Origin of the sequence: Xylanibacter brevis P6B11 (assembly GCF_000621825.1) — a bacterium.
Taxonomy (GTDB): domain Bacteria; phylum Bacteroidota; class Bacteroidia; order Bacteroidales; family Bacteroidaceae; genus Prevotella; species Prevotella brevis.
The window spans coordinates 197,535-214,067 of the sequence record NZ_KK211352.1; the positions used below are offsets into that span (position 1 = coordinate 197,535).

General features: G+C 56.0%; 9 protein-coding genes. 6 read left to right on the forward strand and 3 right to left on the reverse strand.

The genetic code is table 11. The annotated features are described in order from the left end of the window. The first annotated feature begins 4 nt into the window (after positions 1-4). From T496_RS0110570 to T496_RS13985, 5 genes are all read left to right on the forward strand, one after another. A complete protein-coding gene (locus tag T496_RS0110570) occupies positions 5-1,936 on the forward strand; it encodes a glycoside hydrolase family 97 protein (protein ID WP_044111106.1) in 1,932 nt (643 codons plus the stop codon). A gap of 42 nt (positions 1,937-1,978) precedes the next feature. Then, positions 1,979-5,566: a glycoside hydrolase family 38 C-terminal domain-containing protein gene (locus T496_RS0110575; RefSeq protein WP_027450729.1), complete on the forward strand. Its 3,588-nt coding sequence runs from the start codon at positions 1,979-1,981 to the stop codon at positions 5,564-5,566. A 75-nt stretch (positions 5,567-5,641) separates the two neighbouring features. Beyond that, on the forward strand, positions 5,642-6,592 hold the full coding sequence (locus T496_RS0110580; RefSeq protein ID WP_027450730.1) for an aldo/keto reductase: 951 nt from the start codon (positions 5,642-5,644) through the stop codon (positions 6,590-6,592). Positions 6,593-6,596: 4 nt separating this feature from the next. Continuing rightward, complete coding sequence (locus T496_RS0110585; RefSeq protein ID WP_027450731.1) at positions 6,597-7,409, forward strand: bifunctional hydroxymethylpyrimidine kinase/phosphomethylpyrimidine kinase; 813 nt, start codon at positions 6,597-6,599, stop codon at positions 7,407-7,409. Between the two features lie 63 nt (positions 7,410-7,472). Next, positions 7,473-9,071 (forward strand): GDSL-type esterase/lipase family protein, encoded by a 1,599-nt coding sequence (locus tag T496_RS13985; RefSeq protein WP_081783624.1) that lies wholly within the window; start codon positions 7,473-7,475, stop codon positions 9,069-9,071. A gap of 3 nt (positions 9,072-9,074) precedes the next feature. On the opposite strand, the gene T496_RS0110595 is transcribed toward T496_RS13985, so the two are convergent. The 3 genes from T496_RS0110595 to queC all read right to left on the reverse strand — a co-directional run bounded on the left by T496_RS0110595 (position 9,075) and on the right by queC (position 13,778). Then, on the reverse strand, positions 9,075-11,948 hold the full coding sequence (locus tag T496_RS0110595; RefSeq protein ID WP_027450732.1) for a family 43 glycosylhydrolase: 2,874 nt from the start codon (positions 11,946-11,948) through the stop codon (positions 9,075-9,077). 225 nt (positions 11,949-12,173) lie between these two features. Next, complete coding sequence (locus tag T496_RS0110600; RefSeq protein WP_027450733.1) at positions 12,174-13,070, reverse strand: hypothetical protein; 897 nt, start codon at positions 13,068-13,070, stop codon at positions 12,174-12,176. Positions 13,071-13,124: 54 nt separating this feature from the next. After that, positions 13,125-13,778 (reverse strand): 7-cyano-7-deazaguanine synthase QueC, encoded by a 654-nt coding sequence (queC, locus tag T496_RS0110605; protein WP_027450734.1) that lies wholly within the window; start codon positions 13,776-13,778, stop codon positions 13,125-13,127. A gap of 87 nt (positions 13,779-13,865) precedes the next feature. Here queC and T496_RS0110610 point away from each other — a divergent pair, with 87 nt between their 5' ends. After that, complete coding sequence (locus tag T496_RS0110610) at positions 13,866-16,532, forward strand: GH92 family glycosyl hydrolase (protein ID WP_027450735.1); 2,667 nt, start codon at positions 13,866-13,868, stop codon at positions 16,530-16,532. Position 16,533 lies beyond the last annotated feature (1 nt).

The window sequence follows — 16,533 nt, forward strand, 5'->3', positions numbered from 1 at the left end:
AACTATGCGAAAATTATTCCTTAACCTGGCCATTCTAGCCATGATGCCACTGAGCATGATGGCCCAGAAAGCCTTGACTCTCACATCACCCAGTGGTGAAATCCGTGTAAATATAGCAATCGGCGACAGCCTGTCGTTCGCTGTCGAGAAAGGCGCCGAACAGCTGCTCAGCCCCAGTGGTATCTCGCTGCAAAACGGCAAAAAGCTGCTGGGCGTCAAGCCACGCCTGCGTCAAGCCAAGCGTTCATCTATCAACGAACAGATTAAAAACCTGGTTCCCTTGAAGAATGCCGTGACCCCCAACGTGGCCAACGTGCTGACACTGAAGTTCGCCGACAACTACGACGTGGAGTTCCGCGCTTACGATAATGGTGTGGCCTATCGTTTCATCCTGAAAGGCAAAGGCACCACCGATATTGTCAACGAAGGCATGACCCTCAACCTGGCTCAGAACATGACAGCCCACCTCTCACAGTGCGGCGAGTTCATGACGTCCTATGAAGAGGAATACTCACATCTTCAGACCAATGCCTACAAGGCCAACGACAAAATGACCCACCTGCCCATCCTGCTGGAGACGCAGAAGGGTACCAAGCTGCTCTTCTCTGAGAGTGATCTGCGCGACTATCCTGCCATGTTCCTCAAGAGCACGGGCAATAATGGTCTTACAGCTATTCATCCTCGTTCGCCCGAGAAGTGGGAGCCACGAGGCGACCGCAGCGAGACCATCACACAGGAGGGCAACTACATTGCCCGCACATCGGCCAACCGCAGTCTGCCCTGGCGTTTCCTTGTTATCGGTGACGATGCTACCATTGCTGCCAACGAGATGGAACGCATCCTGGGAGGCAAGAGCCAACTGGCCGATACCTCATGGATTCGTCCGGGAAAGGTAAGCTGGGACTGGTGGAACCATTGGACCGTATGGGACGTGGACTTCGTCACTGGCATCAACAACCAAACTTATAAGTACTTCATCGACTTCTCGTCGAAGTACGGCATCGAGTATATCCTGCTGGACGAGGGCTGGAACAAGGACGTTCGCAACCCCTTCGTCACCATCGACGACATCAATGTGAAAGAACTGGTGGACTACGGTCGCGAGAAAGGTGTCGGCGTGTGGCTCTGGCTGTCATGGCTCACCGTAGAGCAGAACATGGACCTGATCCCCTACTATGCTAAGATGGGTGTCAAGGGTCTGAAGGTTGACTTCATGGACCACAGCGACCAATGGATGGTGAACTTCTACGAGCGTGTGGCTAAGGCTTGTGCAGACAACAAGCTGATGGTTGACTTCCACGGATCGTTCAAGCCTGCAGGTCTTGAGATGCGCTATCCAAACATCGTCTCTTACGAGGGCGTTCGCGGCATGGAGAACAACCAGTGGTGCCGCACCGAGAACACCATCTGGCAGCCATTCATGCGTAATGCCGTGGGCGGCATGGACTTCACCCCCGGTTCTATGCAGTCTGCACAGCCCGAAGACAACCATAGCTGTGTCTCGCTGCCTCAGGGCACTGGCACCCGCGCCTATCAGATGGCCATGTATGTGGTCTTCGAGAGCGCCTTCCAGATGCTGGCCGACAGTCCTACCCGCTATCTGCGCGAGGACGAATGCACCCGTTTCATTGCCTCTGTTCCCACCACCTGGGACGAGACCCGCGTGCTGGCAGCCAAGGCCGGCAGCTACTATGCCGTAGCTAAGCGCAAGGGCAACAAGTGGTATCTGGGTGCTATCACTGCCAACAATGCTCAGGAGCTCAAGCTGAACCTCAACTTCCTGAAGACCAGCGGTCAGCTGACCTCGTTCGAAGACGGTAAGAACGCCTATCGCATTGCCGTTGACTACAAGAAGCGCCAGCAGCCCGTATCGCCTGCTACCACCATGACCATCAAGCTGACACGCAACGGTGGTTGGTGTGGTGTCATCGAGTAAGGCATCCTTTCCAATACTTATAAACTAAAACATCCATTAACCATGAACAAGAAAATACTGATTATCGCTTTATCACTTCTTTCCCTGGGCGCCACCGCTCAGGAAAAGAAGATGAAAGCATATATGGTCTCTGACGCTCACCTCGACACCCAGTGGAACTGGGATGTTCAGGCCACCATCCGCGACCACATCCGCAAGACTCTGACTCAGAACCTCTACCTTCTGAAGACCTATCCTGACTACATCTTCAACTTCGAAGGTGCTGTGAAGTATGCCTGGATGAAGGAGTACTACCCCAGCCTTTATGAAGAGATGAAGAAATATGTGGCCGACGGTCGTTGGCACATCACAGGCAGCAGTTGGGATGCCAACGAAGCCGTGGTTTGTTCGCCCGAGTCGTTCATGCGCAACATCATGCTGGGTCAGAACTTCTACCGTAAGGAGTTCAACACCGAGGGCACCGACATCTTCCTGCCCGACTGCTTCGGCTTCAGCTACACGTTGCCCACCCTGGCCAGCCACTGCGGCCTGATTGGTTTCTCGTCGCAGAAGTTGGCTTGGCGCGTAAAACCCTTCTATGAGGGCAACCGCCGCTACCCGTTCACTGTAGGACTGTGGCAGGGCATCGACGGCAGTCGCATCATGATGACCCACGGCTTTGGCTATGGTCAGCGCTATAAGGATGAAGACCTGTCGAAGAACGAGCAGCTGCAGCGCGAGGTCAAGGAGAGTCCGCTGAACACCGTCTATCGCTACTATGGCACCGGCGACACCGGTGGCTCACCCAACATTCCCTCGGTCCGCGCCTTGGAGAAAGGTCTTAAAGGCGATGGTCCCATCGAGATTATCAGCGCCACCAGCGACCAACTGTACAAGGACTACCTGCCCTACGAAGACCATCCCGAGTTGCCCGTGTTCGACGGCGAACTGCCCATGGACGTGCACGGCAATGGCTGCTACACCTCACAGGCAGCCATGAAACTCTATAACCGCCAGAACGAACACCTTGGCGATGCCGCTGAGCGTACGGCTGTTGTGGCCGACTGGCTGGGTGTCAACCAATACCCCGCCAAGCAACTGACCGACACCTGGCAGCGTTTCATCTGGCACCAGTTCCACGACGATCTGACTGGCACCAGCATACCTCGTGCCTACGAGTTTTCATGGAACGACGAGTTGCTGAGTCTGAAAGGTTTCTCCGATGTAATGACGCACAGCATCAACGGTATCGCCTCCAGACTGGACACCAAAGTGGCTGGACAGCCCATCGTGGTGTACAACAACGAGACCTTCCCCGTTGACGGCATCGCACAGGTAGTTATCAACGACGGTAAGAGCTACCAGGTCAGCGGTCCCGACGGCAAGCGCGTAGCCTCACAGATTATTGAGAAGAATGGCCAGCGACTGCTGCTGTTCCACGCCACCGTACCGTCTACCGGTTACGCCGTTTATAGCCTCAAGGCCGGCGGCAAGACAAGCACCGTCAGCCAGCAGGGCACCGTCATCGAGAATGCAGCCTATCGTCTGCAGGTAGATAAGTATGGCGACATCACCTCACTGCTCGACAAGCGCGCCAACAAAGAGTTGGTGGCTGGCGGCAAGAGCCTCCGCCTGGTGGTCTTCGACGACTGTCTCTCTGAAGTATGGCCCGCATGGGAAATCCAGAAAGCCACCCTCGACCGCGAGCCCGTGGCCGTTCACGACAATGTCAGCATTGCCTTAGAGAAAGGAGCCATGCGCCAAACACTCATCATCCGCAAGAAGTATGGAACGTCTGACATCGTTCAGCGCATCCACCTTTATAATCATGGTCCCATCGACCGCATCGACTTCGAGAACGAGGTTGACTGGCGTTCCGAGAATGCGCTGTTGAAGGCTGAGTTCCCACTCAGCGTCAGCAACAAGGAAGCCACCTACGACATCGGTCTAGGCAGCGTGAAGCGCCCCAGCAACCAAGACCACCTCTTTGAAGTCTATGCACACGAATGGGCCGACCTCACCGACCGTTCCGACAACTATGGCGTCAGCCTGTTGACCGACTCTCGCTATGGCTGGGACAAGCCCTGCGACAATACCATGCGTCTGTCGCTGCTCTACTCTCCAAAGGTAAAGAAGAACTATGCCTATCAGGCTCGTCAGGACATGGGCTACCATGTCTTCACCTACAGCCTCATCGGTCACCAAGGCGCACTCAACATGGCAGCAGTCAACCAGCAGTCGAAAGCCCTGAACAGTCCGTTGAAGACCTTCCGCACCACCCGTCATCAAGGCACCCTCGGCCGCTCTTTCTCTTTTGTCAGCTCCGACAACGACCAAGTGATGGTTCGTGCCCTGAAACGTGCAGAGCGCAGCAACGAGTATGTGGTTCGTGTTTACGAGTTGAGCGGCAAGCAAAATCAGAAAGCCAACATCACCTTCGCTGCTGACGTCACCTTGGCTGTCGAGGCCGACGGTACCGAGCGCACCATTGGTGCAGCACAGTTCGATGGTCGTTCGCTGCAAGTAGAACTGAAGCCCTTCAGCGTGAAGACCTATAAGGTCACCCTGAAGCGCCCCGCACAGCGTCAGACTGTAGATTGTCAGCAGCTGGCTCTCGACTTCGACCGCCACTGCTTCAGCAGCAATGCCTTCACCGGTTCATCCAATTTCGAAAGCGGCTACAGCTATGCTGCAGAACTGTTGCCTACAGAAGGTCTGACTGTCAACGACATCCCCTTCACCTTCGGCGATACAGACGCAGCCAACGGTCACACCTGTCATGGCGACACCCTGCTGTTGCCCACCGACAAGCACTACCGTCACCTCTACCTCCTGGCAGCTTCCGACAAGAACGACCGTCAGGCACAGTTCAAGGTGACAGGTCGCAAGCAGACGTTCAATCAGCAGCTCACCGTGCCCAACTACACCGGTTTCATCGGACAGTGGGGTCATGACGGTCAGACCGAAGCCTATCTGAAAGATGCTCAGGTAGCCTACGTAGGCACTCACCGCCACTCTTCTGCCGGCGACGAGCCCTACGAGTTCACCTATATGTATCTGCTGAGAATTGATCTCCCTGCCGAGGCTACCCAGGTGATCCTGCCCGCTGACCAGCACATCGTCCTCTTTGCCGCCACACTGGCCAACGACAACAGCAGCACCACAGCTGCCGCACCCCTGTTCCAGACCTCTATGAAGAGTACCGAACAGAAAGGTGATGCCAGCAAGGACAGTCTCAAGGACAACCTGCTGAAAAAGGCCAAGGTAGTGGCTGTCTCTGGCGAGTGCAAGGACGACGAGCGTGCCGTCAACCTGACCGATGATAATGCAGAGACAAAATGGTGCGACGTGACCGATGCCCCCAACTATGTGGTGTACGACTTCGGTCAGCCCACCACCATCAGTCGATGGTATCTGCTCAACGCTGGCGCAGAAGACCAGTCGTGCATCACGCGCACCTGTCTGCTGCAAGGTCGCAACAGTGCCACCGAGGAATGGCAGACACTCGACATGTTTGACAACAACCGCAACGACATCGTTGACCGTCGTTTCAAACCAGCCAGTGTTCGCTACGTACGTCTGTACGTTGTCAGTCCCGCACAACGCCCTAACGATGCTACCCGTATCTATGAATTTGGACTCTATGAATAAGTTTTTCGCAGCCTTGTATGTCAGTTCGCATTTTTTTAGTACCTTTGTTCCCAAATTAATAAAGTAATAAGGAGTATGAGCATGACATACAAGGCTGACGAACACCGCTATGATGAAGGCGGTATGACATTCAAGAGATGTGGTAACAGTGGTGTACTGCTGCCACAGGTATCATTGGGCTTCTGGCATAACTTCGGAAGCGTGGATTCCTATGAGCGTTCACGCGAGATCACGCGCTATGCCTTCGACCATGGCGTCACCCATTTCGACCTGGCCAACAACTACGGTCCTGTCTATGGATCGGCCGAGGAGACCATGGGACGACTGATGGACGACACCTTCCGTCCCTATCGCGACGAACTGTTCATCGCCACCAAGGCCGGCTACGACATGTGGCCTGGACCTTACGGCAACTGGGGATCCAGAAAGTACCTCATGGCATCACTCGACCAGAGTCTGAAGCGCATGCACCTGGACTACGTGGACCTGTTCTATAGCCACCGCTACGACCCCAGCACCCCGCTTGAAGAGACCCTCCAGGCACTGGTGGATATCGTGCGCAGCGGCAAGGCCCTCTACGTCGGCATCTCGCGCTGGCCTCTCGAAGCCACTCGCTTTGCCTACAACTACCTGAAGCAGCGCGATGTGCCCCTGCTCATCTATCAGGGTCGCCTGAACATGCTGGACCGCGAGCCACAAGAGTCGGGCATCATGGACTTCTGTGCAGAGCACGGTGTGGGCTTCATCTCGTTCTCGCCACTGGCCCAGGGACTGCTCACCGACCGCTATCTCAACGGCATTCCCGAGGACTCGCGCATGTCGAAGGGCAAGTTCCTGAAGGAGAGCGCCCTCACCCCCGAACTGCTGGAGCGCCTGCGCGGCTATAATGCCAAGGCTCAGCAGGAAGGCATGACACTGGCCGAATATGCCCTGCGCTGGATTCTCCAGCAGCGCGGTGTCACCTCTGTCCTCGTTGGCGCCAGCAGCACCGCCCAGTTAGAGAAGAACCTGAAGTGCGTGAAGTAACCCTATGAAACAAGTTCTTCTGGTCAACGATATCGCCGGTTATGGAAAGGTAGGCATGGCAGCCATGCTCCCCATCCTTAACTATATGGGTATCCCCGCTTTCAACCTTCCCACTGCCTTAGTATCAAACACCTTGAACTATGGCGACTTCGCACAACTTGACACAACAGAATATATGCGCCAGACGCTTCCCGTGTGGAAACGTCTGGGCTTTCGTTTTGATGCCATCTGCACCGGACTGATGTTCAGCGAGGAGCAGGCCCGCCTGGTGGCCGACTTCTGTCGCGAACAGGCCAAGACGGGCTGCACCGTGTTTGTGGATCCCGTGATGGGCGACGGCGGCAGCCTCTACCACGGCATCGGCCAACAACAGGTAGAGCTGATGCGCGAGATGGTCAGCGTGGCCCACGTCATCTTCCCCAACTACACCGAGGCTTGCTATCTGGCTGGCGTGCCGTTCCGGGAGGAAGGTCTCACGCGCCGCGAGGCCTGTCAACTGCTCGACCGCTTGGTGGCTTTGGGCGCCCATTCAGCCCTCATCACCAGTTGCATCATCGACGACAAGAACCAAGTGGCGGGCTACGATGCCGCCACAGGCAAGTACTTCCTTCACGAGTACAACGAGATTCCCGGCCTGTTTCATGGCACCGGCGACATCTTCTCGGCCGTGCTGATCGGCCACATGATGAAAGGCGAGTCACTCTCGGCCAGCACCCGCCAGGCCATGGATGTGGTTCGCGAGATGATCTATCGCAACCGCGATGTTGAAGACCGCATGTGCGGCATCTACATAGAACGCTGTCTGGACTTGCTCTAGACAGCTTCTATCCCCACATACAGTATAGTAAGTAAGTAATAATAACTAAAATTCTAAACACAAATGATGAAAAAAGCTTTAGTAGCACTCCTGCTACTCGTTTCACTAGTGGGCTATGCCCAGACCAAACTATATCTGAAAGGAAACATCGTCACGTCCCCCATTCTCTTGGAACAGGTTGAAGACCAGGTGTGGCAGTCGGAGGTCACCCTCGACGACTCACGCGTGTTCCTGTTCAGCGACAAGTATGTTTTCTTCGAGGCCGACGAGCCTTCTTACAAGTCCAACAATATCCGCATCAATGGCGGCACCTACACCGTGCGCTTCGACATGAAGAACAAGGCATGGAGCTTCACCGCCCCCGTCGATGCCAACCGCATCTCAGCCTTCGGCTCGTCGGTGTGCAACGGCACGGGTGCCTCGGGCAACAAAGGCTATGCCTACCTCTATGGCGAACAGCTGAAGAGTCGCTTCAACAGCAACGACAGCCAGACACCCTTCTACGTATCGGGCATCGCCATTGGCGGCAACACCACCAACGACTTGCTCAACCGCTATGCCGAGATGACCCGCGACCACGCCCGCTACGTCATCATCGGTCTGTCGATGGGTAACGAGGGCATCCATGGTGCTGCCGACCAGCAGAAGATCTTCAATCAGTTTGCCAACAACATGCAGTTGCTCATCCGCAAGATCAAGGCCGACGGCAAGATCCCCGTGGTGATGAACAACTACACCCGCGCCGACTATACCGACCAGGACTACAGCTATATCAAACAGATGAACCTGCTCATCCACAGCTGGGACGTGTCTTCTGTCAACACGCTGGGAGCCATCGACGATGGCAAAGGCCACTGGGCCACTGGCTATAAGGACGACGACTTCCACCCCACCACCGCCGGTCACCAGGAGTTCCTCTATGCCATGACACCATCACTCTTTGATGCCATCGCCAGCGGCAAGTCACAGCCCGTGCGCAACACCACCGCAGCCATGCAGCTGGGCCAGGGCGACGTGGTTAGCTTCCAGGGCGAAGGCACCGTGCATCCCTTCACCATCAGTCTGCGTGTGAAAGGCGGCAACGCTGGTCGTCTGCTCACGCTGAAGGCCACCAGAGGTACCCGCGAGGCCAACCTGTCGGTCAATGCCGATGGTAAGGTTGTTTACACCAGCATGTACAACGACCAGATGACGGTTGATGCCCCCATCAACGACGATCAGTGGCACACCATCACGCTGACCCACTACTACGCACAGCGCCGTGTGCTGCTCTATGTGGACAACAAGTCGGTAGAGGCCACAGAGCGCATCAACACACAGTTTGCTGCCATCGTGGGCGATTCTACCAGTCAGGTGTCACGCCAGTTCAGCGAACTGTTCTTCTGGCGTTCAGCCTTCTGTCCTGAAGAGGTCGAGCAGTTGACTGCCGGCAAGATGCTGAAGTCCAGCCTCGAACTCTATGTGCCCATGGTAGCCGCCGACCAGTTGGAGAACAAGGCCATGAGCCTCAACACCGTCAACTTCGTGTCAAAGCAGACCACAGGCATCCGTCCTGCGGTAAAAACAATCGCCCCAACAAGACGTTATGACTTGTCGGGGCGTGCCGTAAATACTAAACAAAAAGGTATTATCGTGCAGAACGGTCGTAAGTACGTGCTGTAAGCATCACTTCACGACGACCTTACGTCCGTTGATAATATACAGACCTCGTGGCAAATTGCTATCCAGCGATTTGCCATTTTTTATGGCTCGGCCTTGCAGGTCATAGACGGTGGTGGCCTGTTGGGCGGGCTGCTGTGTCATGTCGGCAATGCCGGTGGGGTTCAGCGTCCAGAAGTCAAACACGCGGTTTTCCATCGTGTTCAGCGCCAGTGCCTCGGCAAACGACAGCGAACGGTCGTACACGATGAGGTCGTCGTAGCGTGCATCTGCCGAGCCCCAGAAGCCACCATTGCCCAGATACAGATACTGGCAGGCCGACAGATGGTCGAGCACGAGACTATAGTCGAAGTCTGCCACCTTACTGATGGCCACACCCTTCAGTTTGCCGTTGGCGGTGCTGAACGTCTTCTGACCGCCCGAGACATAGAGCTTGATGCCATCCTTGGCGAAGCTCAGCGTCACGAGTTGCCATTTGTTCTCCGACAGCCACTTGCTCTCGATGGCATCGGGGTGGTTCAGGTCCACCCAGTTGTTCCACACCTCACTGCCGGCATCCTCTGTCTTGCCATCGTTGTAGCCCAGATAGGCATTACCCGTGAAGAACAGGCGTGCCGCACCGTCGATGGCGCCCAGCAGTGTGCCATAGAGGTTGCTGTTGCTGCGATTCACCCACACCGAGATGGCAGCACCATTCTCCAGGTTCTTGCCATAGAGCGGGTTGGGCACAGCCACGTAGCTCTCGCTCTTGTTCACCGATGGGAAGGTGTGTACCACGCGCCCGGTGCGCATCGGGTCGCCGTCTTCCAGTGCGGGCTTGGTGCCACTGCCGTTCTTGCCCAGCGTGGCCTCCTGCGTGGCGTCAAACGAGTTGCTGAGCTGCGAATGGTCGAAGCCATAGTGTGCCAGCATGCTGCCCTGCCAGTTGGCAGTGGGAATGCTCTCCTTGTTGGCATACACCTTGTAGTTCTGCGTCCAGAAGTAGTTGGCCACATCCAGGCGTGCCGTGAGTGTCAGCGGCGTGTCTTGCGTCAGTCCGCTGGGGTTATACTTTCCATATTCCGAGATCACCTCGGGCTGTTCGCTCTGCCAGCTCAGCACCGAGTTGGGCGAGGTGCAACCGATGTTGTGCAGATACACATCCTTGCTGACGTATTGGTTCTGCTTCACGGGCACCGTCATGTTGTTCAGCATCCATGCCAGCTCGTACTTAGGCATCAGCTTGTAGGCCCAGATGTTTGCACCCGTCGTGCCACAGGCCGTGATGGCCAGCGCATGCAGCGACTGGTTGTCCATGGTCTCTTCGACGACCACACCCTGATACTCTATCTTGTTCAGCGTCAGCGTGATATAGCTCGTACCCTCTGTCATGCGCCACGTGCCCGTGTACTTACCCGTCACGGTGCTGTCGGCATTCAGGTTCACCGTCACAGGCTCCACCTGTTCCAGCTGTGTGCGGTTGTTTGTGAACTTATGCATCAGCAGATTGTAGGTGCCCACCATCTCCTCCTGTGTGAAGGGCTGTTTGGTGGCAATATCCTGATCGGTGGTTTGCTCGCCATTATACTCGAAGGGAGCAGCCACAAGCCAACCGTCCTGCGTCTGGAACACCTGGTGCACGCGCACCTGATGGCCCTCGTCACCATCTTTGTTGTCATTGCAGAAGCGCGTGTGATACACCAGATAGGTACGTCCGTCGGGCGCAGCGATGATCGAGTTGTGACCTTGTGAGCGTTCGCCCTGCGACATGTAGCCCCAATGACTGTAGGGGCCCAACAGTTTCTCGCCGCGGGCGGGCGCATTATTGCCGAAGTTCAAGACATAACTCGAATATATAGGCGAGCGCTTGCCGGGATCGGAATAGGGGCCGTCTGGATTTTCCGAGCGATACACGCGCATGTTGTAGTCGCCGTTCTGCTGCAGTTCGCCATAGGTCACAAACAGATAGTAGTAGCCACCGATATATTCTATATAGGGTGCCTCACCCGACGAGTAGTAGCCGCCGGCTATCTTCTTGCCGAAGTAGGCATCGCTGGTGTCGCTGTTCTCATACTCCACGTCATAGTCGCGCAGTCCCGTCTGCTCGTTCAGCTCCAGAATGAAGATACCACCCGACCACGAGCCGTAGGCCATCCACAGCTTGCCCTCCTCGTCGTAGAACACACAGGGGTCGATATTGTTTGGGAAGCTGGGCTTCGTAATGCTGGCCCAGGTGCCGCTATAGCGCGTGGGCAGCGAAGGCTGTGGGCCCAGCACCAGTTCCAGGTCGGTCTTCTTATAGTCCGTGTTGGCGTTCAGGCCAAAGCCGCTGATCACCACCGGACCCTGATATTCGTAAGGTCCCTCGATATTATCAGACGTCAGCAGGATGATGCTCGAGTTCCACTTCGGTCCGTTGATGCTCAGATACTGGCACCACTTCTGCATACTGGGGTTCCAGATTACGTCCGGCGCCCACATGTTGCCATTGATGTGCCATGGATTGCCGTTGCCGTCTCTCCACGAAGGATAGGCAGCCGCCCACTCATAGGCGTTGAAAGCGGGGAAGTCCACCTCCTGACCACCCTTCGTCACCTTCGTCACCTTGGGTGTCACGAAGGCATCGGTATTCGAGGCGTTGTTGTTGGAGCCCACCTTCCAGGGCGAGCTAAACCACGTCCAGTTCTGCAGGTCTTGCGTCCAGGCCTGCGCACGGTGTGAGCCAAAGATGTAATATCGCTTGGAATTAGGTTCCCAGACCACAGAAGGGTCGTGCACGCTGATCCAGCGCTTGCTTGTAGTCTTGTACAAGGTCTTCGCCTCCGTCTGTGTCAACTCTGTCTGGGCGGTGCTGTTCAGTGCCAGCAATCCCATAGTTAACAGTGTAAAGATTCTCCTCATAATTATCTGCAGATTAGTTGTTTCTTGCTTGCAAAGATAAACATTGTTTTCTGTATAGCCAAACTTTTGATACAAAAAACAATCCAATCTCGGTCATATAGCGGTACAACAGAGCCACTTTTCTAACCTAAAAGTGCTTTTTCTGCCGTTGTGAAAAAGAACAGCTCCCATCCTGGCCGACAGGCGGTAGGATGGGAGCTGTTGTTATGTTGACAGGAGTCCTGCTTAATCATCACTGTCCAGTTGCCAGCCCTTGTCTTCGAAATAGGTGTAGTGCAGTGTTGGCGAAACGAAGCGCTGACCGTCGTACACGCCCATCATGACACGACCCACGGGAGTCACGTCTTCATACTCCATCAGGATCTGGGCCTTCGCGGTATTGTCGCTCGTCTTGCACACGTTGCGTGCCTTAATCACGTCCAGCTCAAAGGCTTTAAGCATCACATCCTCGTACTTTTCCTTGGCTTTAGCCTTGTCGTAGGCACTGGCTTTAGAGTCCACGGCCTCTGTAGCTGGCTCATCGGGCTGGAAAGCTTCCTCGCTCTCTTCGTAGGCAGCCACCGTGTCGGGAGTCTCTACGACAGCCGGTGCTTCGGCCTGTGCTGCAGGCTTTGAAAACTCCTCAGCTTCCACCTTGTACTCGGGATACTTGCTCAGGTCTATCTCCTGATCGAGCTTCAGCTCCTTGGTGTCCTCATCGAGTTCGGCTTCCTGGGGTTCATAGAGCAGAGCACGACCTTTCTCGGTCAGCTCGACGGTCACGAAATAGGTGTCCACCTCTTCGTTGACATAGTAGCTCTCGGTGGTCCAATATCTGTAATAGTAGCCTGCCTGCACGCGGCGCTTCTTCCTAACGCGCTCTGTCTTTTTCACCACGTCGCACTTGTAGGTCACGATGTCGTTGGCAGCCAACTGGCGCAGTTTGTAGCGATCCTCGTTGTCGTTGCACTCGTAATAACCAGTGCGAACATTTGCAAAACCTTCAAGACGATGCGTACGCGCCATCTCTTTCTTAAATAGCTTCTTAGCTTTTGATGCACCCAGACTGTCGGGACTGTCACTGCAAGCCGTCAAACACAGGGCGGCCACCAGAATCAATAACAATGACGATAGTTTCTTCATAACGTAGTAATATTAAAAGGTTAGTATAAAAGTAGTTATTGGTATGCAGTAGGATTAATCTTCATAGACAGTACGGTCGTCGATGCCTGCCAGCTCAAACGCCTCACGGCGCTCTACGCAGGTGCCACAACGACCACAGTGGTGCTCGCCACCACGATAGCACGACCACGTCTCGCTGTAGTCGATGCCCAGCTCCTTGCCGCGGGCGGCAATCTGTGCCTTGGTCAGGTTGGTATAGGGCGACAACAGGCGCACGCCATTGTACGTGCCGGCCTGCGCCGTGGCATCGAAAGCATCCACAAACTCGGGGCGGCAGTCGGGATAGATGGTGTGGTCGCCGCCGTGGTTGGCCATCATCACATACTGCAGGTTGTTGCTCTCAGCCATGCCCACAGCGATAGACAGCATGATGCCGTTGCGGAAAGGCACCACCGTTGACTTCATGTTCTCGTCAGCATAGTGGCCCTCGGGGATGGCATCAGCGCCCGACAGCAGCGAACTGCGGAAATAGGTGGCCATAAACTGCAGGGGGATGGTGATATGACGGATGCCCAGTCGCTCGCAGTGCATGCGGGCAAAGGGAATCTCGCGGGCATTATGATTAGAGCCATAATCAAACGAGATGGCCATGGCGATACGGTCTTTGTAATCGTAGAGCATGGTGGTGGAATCTACGCCACCGCTCAAAATCAAAATGCTGTCTTTCATATTCTTTCTCTGCTATTCGGTTGCAAATATATGCAATTTATTTTAATTGGAGCACATTCAAAAGGAAAAAATGTATATCTTTGCACTATGAAACTAAAAACCATACTACTATTTACAAGTCTTCTGAGTCTTTTTTCGGAACTGTCGGCCCAGTGCTGGCAATATGTGGATCCGCGCATCGGCAGCGTGGGCGTGGGACGCACGTTCCCTGGCCCTTGCATGCCCTTTGGCATGGTGAAACCAGGTCCCGACTGCGGGGTGCTGCCCAATGCGGGATGGGCCGAGATGCCTGCCAAGGTGACGGGCTTCTCGCAGACGCACGTCAGCGGAACGGGTGGCGGACAGAAGTATGGCAACATCCTGATACAACCATGCCTCACGGACAGTGACTGCAGGGAGCAGGCACGCCGTGAGGAGCATTTTGCGCTGGGCTACTATGCCACCACCTTCGACAACGGCATCCGCACGGAGATCACCACCGACGAGCGCTGCGCCTACTATCGTTTCCACTATCCTGCCAAGGGGGCACTACTACTGGACGTGACCCACTTCCTGGGCAAGGACCCAGTGCCCAACCAGCGCGAACGACAGCAGTTTGTGGGTGCGGCCTATAAGGTGGTGTCCGACCGTGAGGTGCTGGGACATTCATGTATCAGGGGCGGCTGGAACAATGGCGGTCCATACACGGTGTTCTTCTCGCTACAGACCGACCGTCGCTTCAAGGCCGATGGCAACCTGTTGTGTTTCGACGATACCGTGGCCAACGTGAAAATAGGCATCTCTTATGTCAGTGAGCAGCAGGCGCAGCGGAATGTGGGCAAACGCCACTTCGACCAGCAACTGAACCACCTGCGTACCACGTGGGAACGGTACCTGTCGAAGGTCTCCATCGACGGCACCGACCAACAGAAACGTATGTTCTATACAGCCCTCTATCACACCATGCTGATGCCGGTGGACAAGACGGGCGAGAACCCACGATGGAAAGAGGGCGATTACTATGATGACTACTACGCCATCTGGGACACCTACCGCACGTCGTCGCCTCTGCTCACGCTGCTTTGCCCCGAGCGCCAGGTAGCTATGGTCAACGCGCTGCTCAACATCTACAAGCACGAGGGATATATGCCCGACGCACGCAGTGGCGACTGCAACGGCAGGACACAGGGCGGCTCAAATGCCGACGTGGTGATTGCCGATGCAATGGCTAAAGGCCTAAAAGGCATTGACTACCAATTGGCGCTGGAGGCCATGCTGAAAGACGGCGAGGTGGATGCCGGCAGCGACCACGAGAAGCACGGGCGCGGCGGACTGAACGAATATATCTCGCTGGGATACATCCCCTATGGCATTCCGCGAGCCGGCACCCGCACCGTGGAATATGCCTTCAACGACTGGTGCATCGCTCAGGTGGCCAAACATTTAGGCCAGACAGAGGTGTATCAGCGCTACATGAAACGCTCGGAGAACTGGAAGAACCTGTGGCGAAAGGATTATACCTACGACGGCATGCATGGGTTCATCATGCCCAAAGACGCACAGGGACAGTGGCTCGACTCCGTACCCTGGGGCCACTCCAAGGTGTTCCACCCCACCATCCTCTATACACCCACGACCAAGGTGGCACCGTGGTACCTGCCATGGTGGGACACGTTCTTCTACGAGGCCACCAGCGAAGAGTACTCACTCAGCATCCCGCACGACGTGGAAGGACTCATCGAGGCCTGCGGCGGTCAGGAGGCTTTCCAACAGCGACTGGACCTGTTCTTCCAAAAGGGGTATTACAACGTGCAGAACGAGCCCTCGTTCCTCTCGCCCTGCCTCTATCACTGGATCGGGCGCCCCGACCTGAGCACCCAGCGCATCCACCAGATCATCAACGACCACTACACCGACAGCCCCGACGGACTGCCCGGCAACGATGACTCGGGCGCCATGTCGTCGTGGCTGGCCTTCCACATGATGGGCCTCTACCCACTGGCAGGCACCGACACCTACCTGCTCAACCTCCCGCTCCTGCCCCACTACTGCTTCACCCTGCCCAACGGCCAGCAGCTGGAGGTAGAAAGAACGGGCGACGGCCCCCACTTCGCCGCCGTCACCTGGAACGGCCGCCCACTCCCCGCCGCCCGCATCACCCACCAATCGCTCCTGCAAGGCGGCAAGCTCCATTTCACCGCCGCCCCTGCTCCCGCAGCCTCGAAGCCCGAGCCCGCTCTCTCCGAGCCAGGCCAAGCTCTTTCCGCCCCCGGCGTCGCCCTCTCAAAGTCCGGGCCCGCCGCTCCTGCAGCCCTTCTCCGTAGGCCAGCCGTTTCGGCTGGCACTCCCGCCTCCCCCAGCGCCCATATCGCCTTCACCCTGAACCGCCAGTACCGCAGCTGGCCCCTGGCCTACAGCTGGCGCGCTGACACGCTGGTACTCACCTGCAAGCAGACCACCTACCACATCCCGCGCCAGGAGGTAGAGCAAGCCACCACCTTCTGCTGGCTCACCCCGCAGCAAGACGGCACCACCTACCACGTCGTCAAGGGCACCTTCGCCTTCATTTCGCAAAAGGCCTATGCCAAGCTAAGGGCAAAGGGCGCCTTCGTTTACGACGCCATCACCTGGCGCAAGGTCGATGAAACGCCCGACGTGGTGCACGTGAAGGCCGACATCGACGCCACGGAGATGTGGATCGTGAAGAACGAGACACTGCCGCTGGTGCTGGAGATGAGACACAACCCACTTGGTATTGACTGGACAATCAGATAGC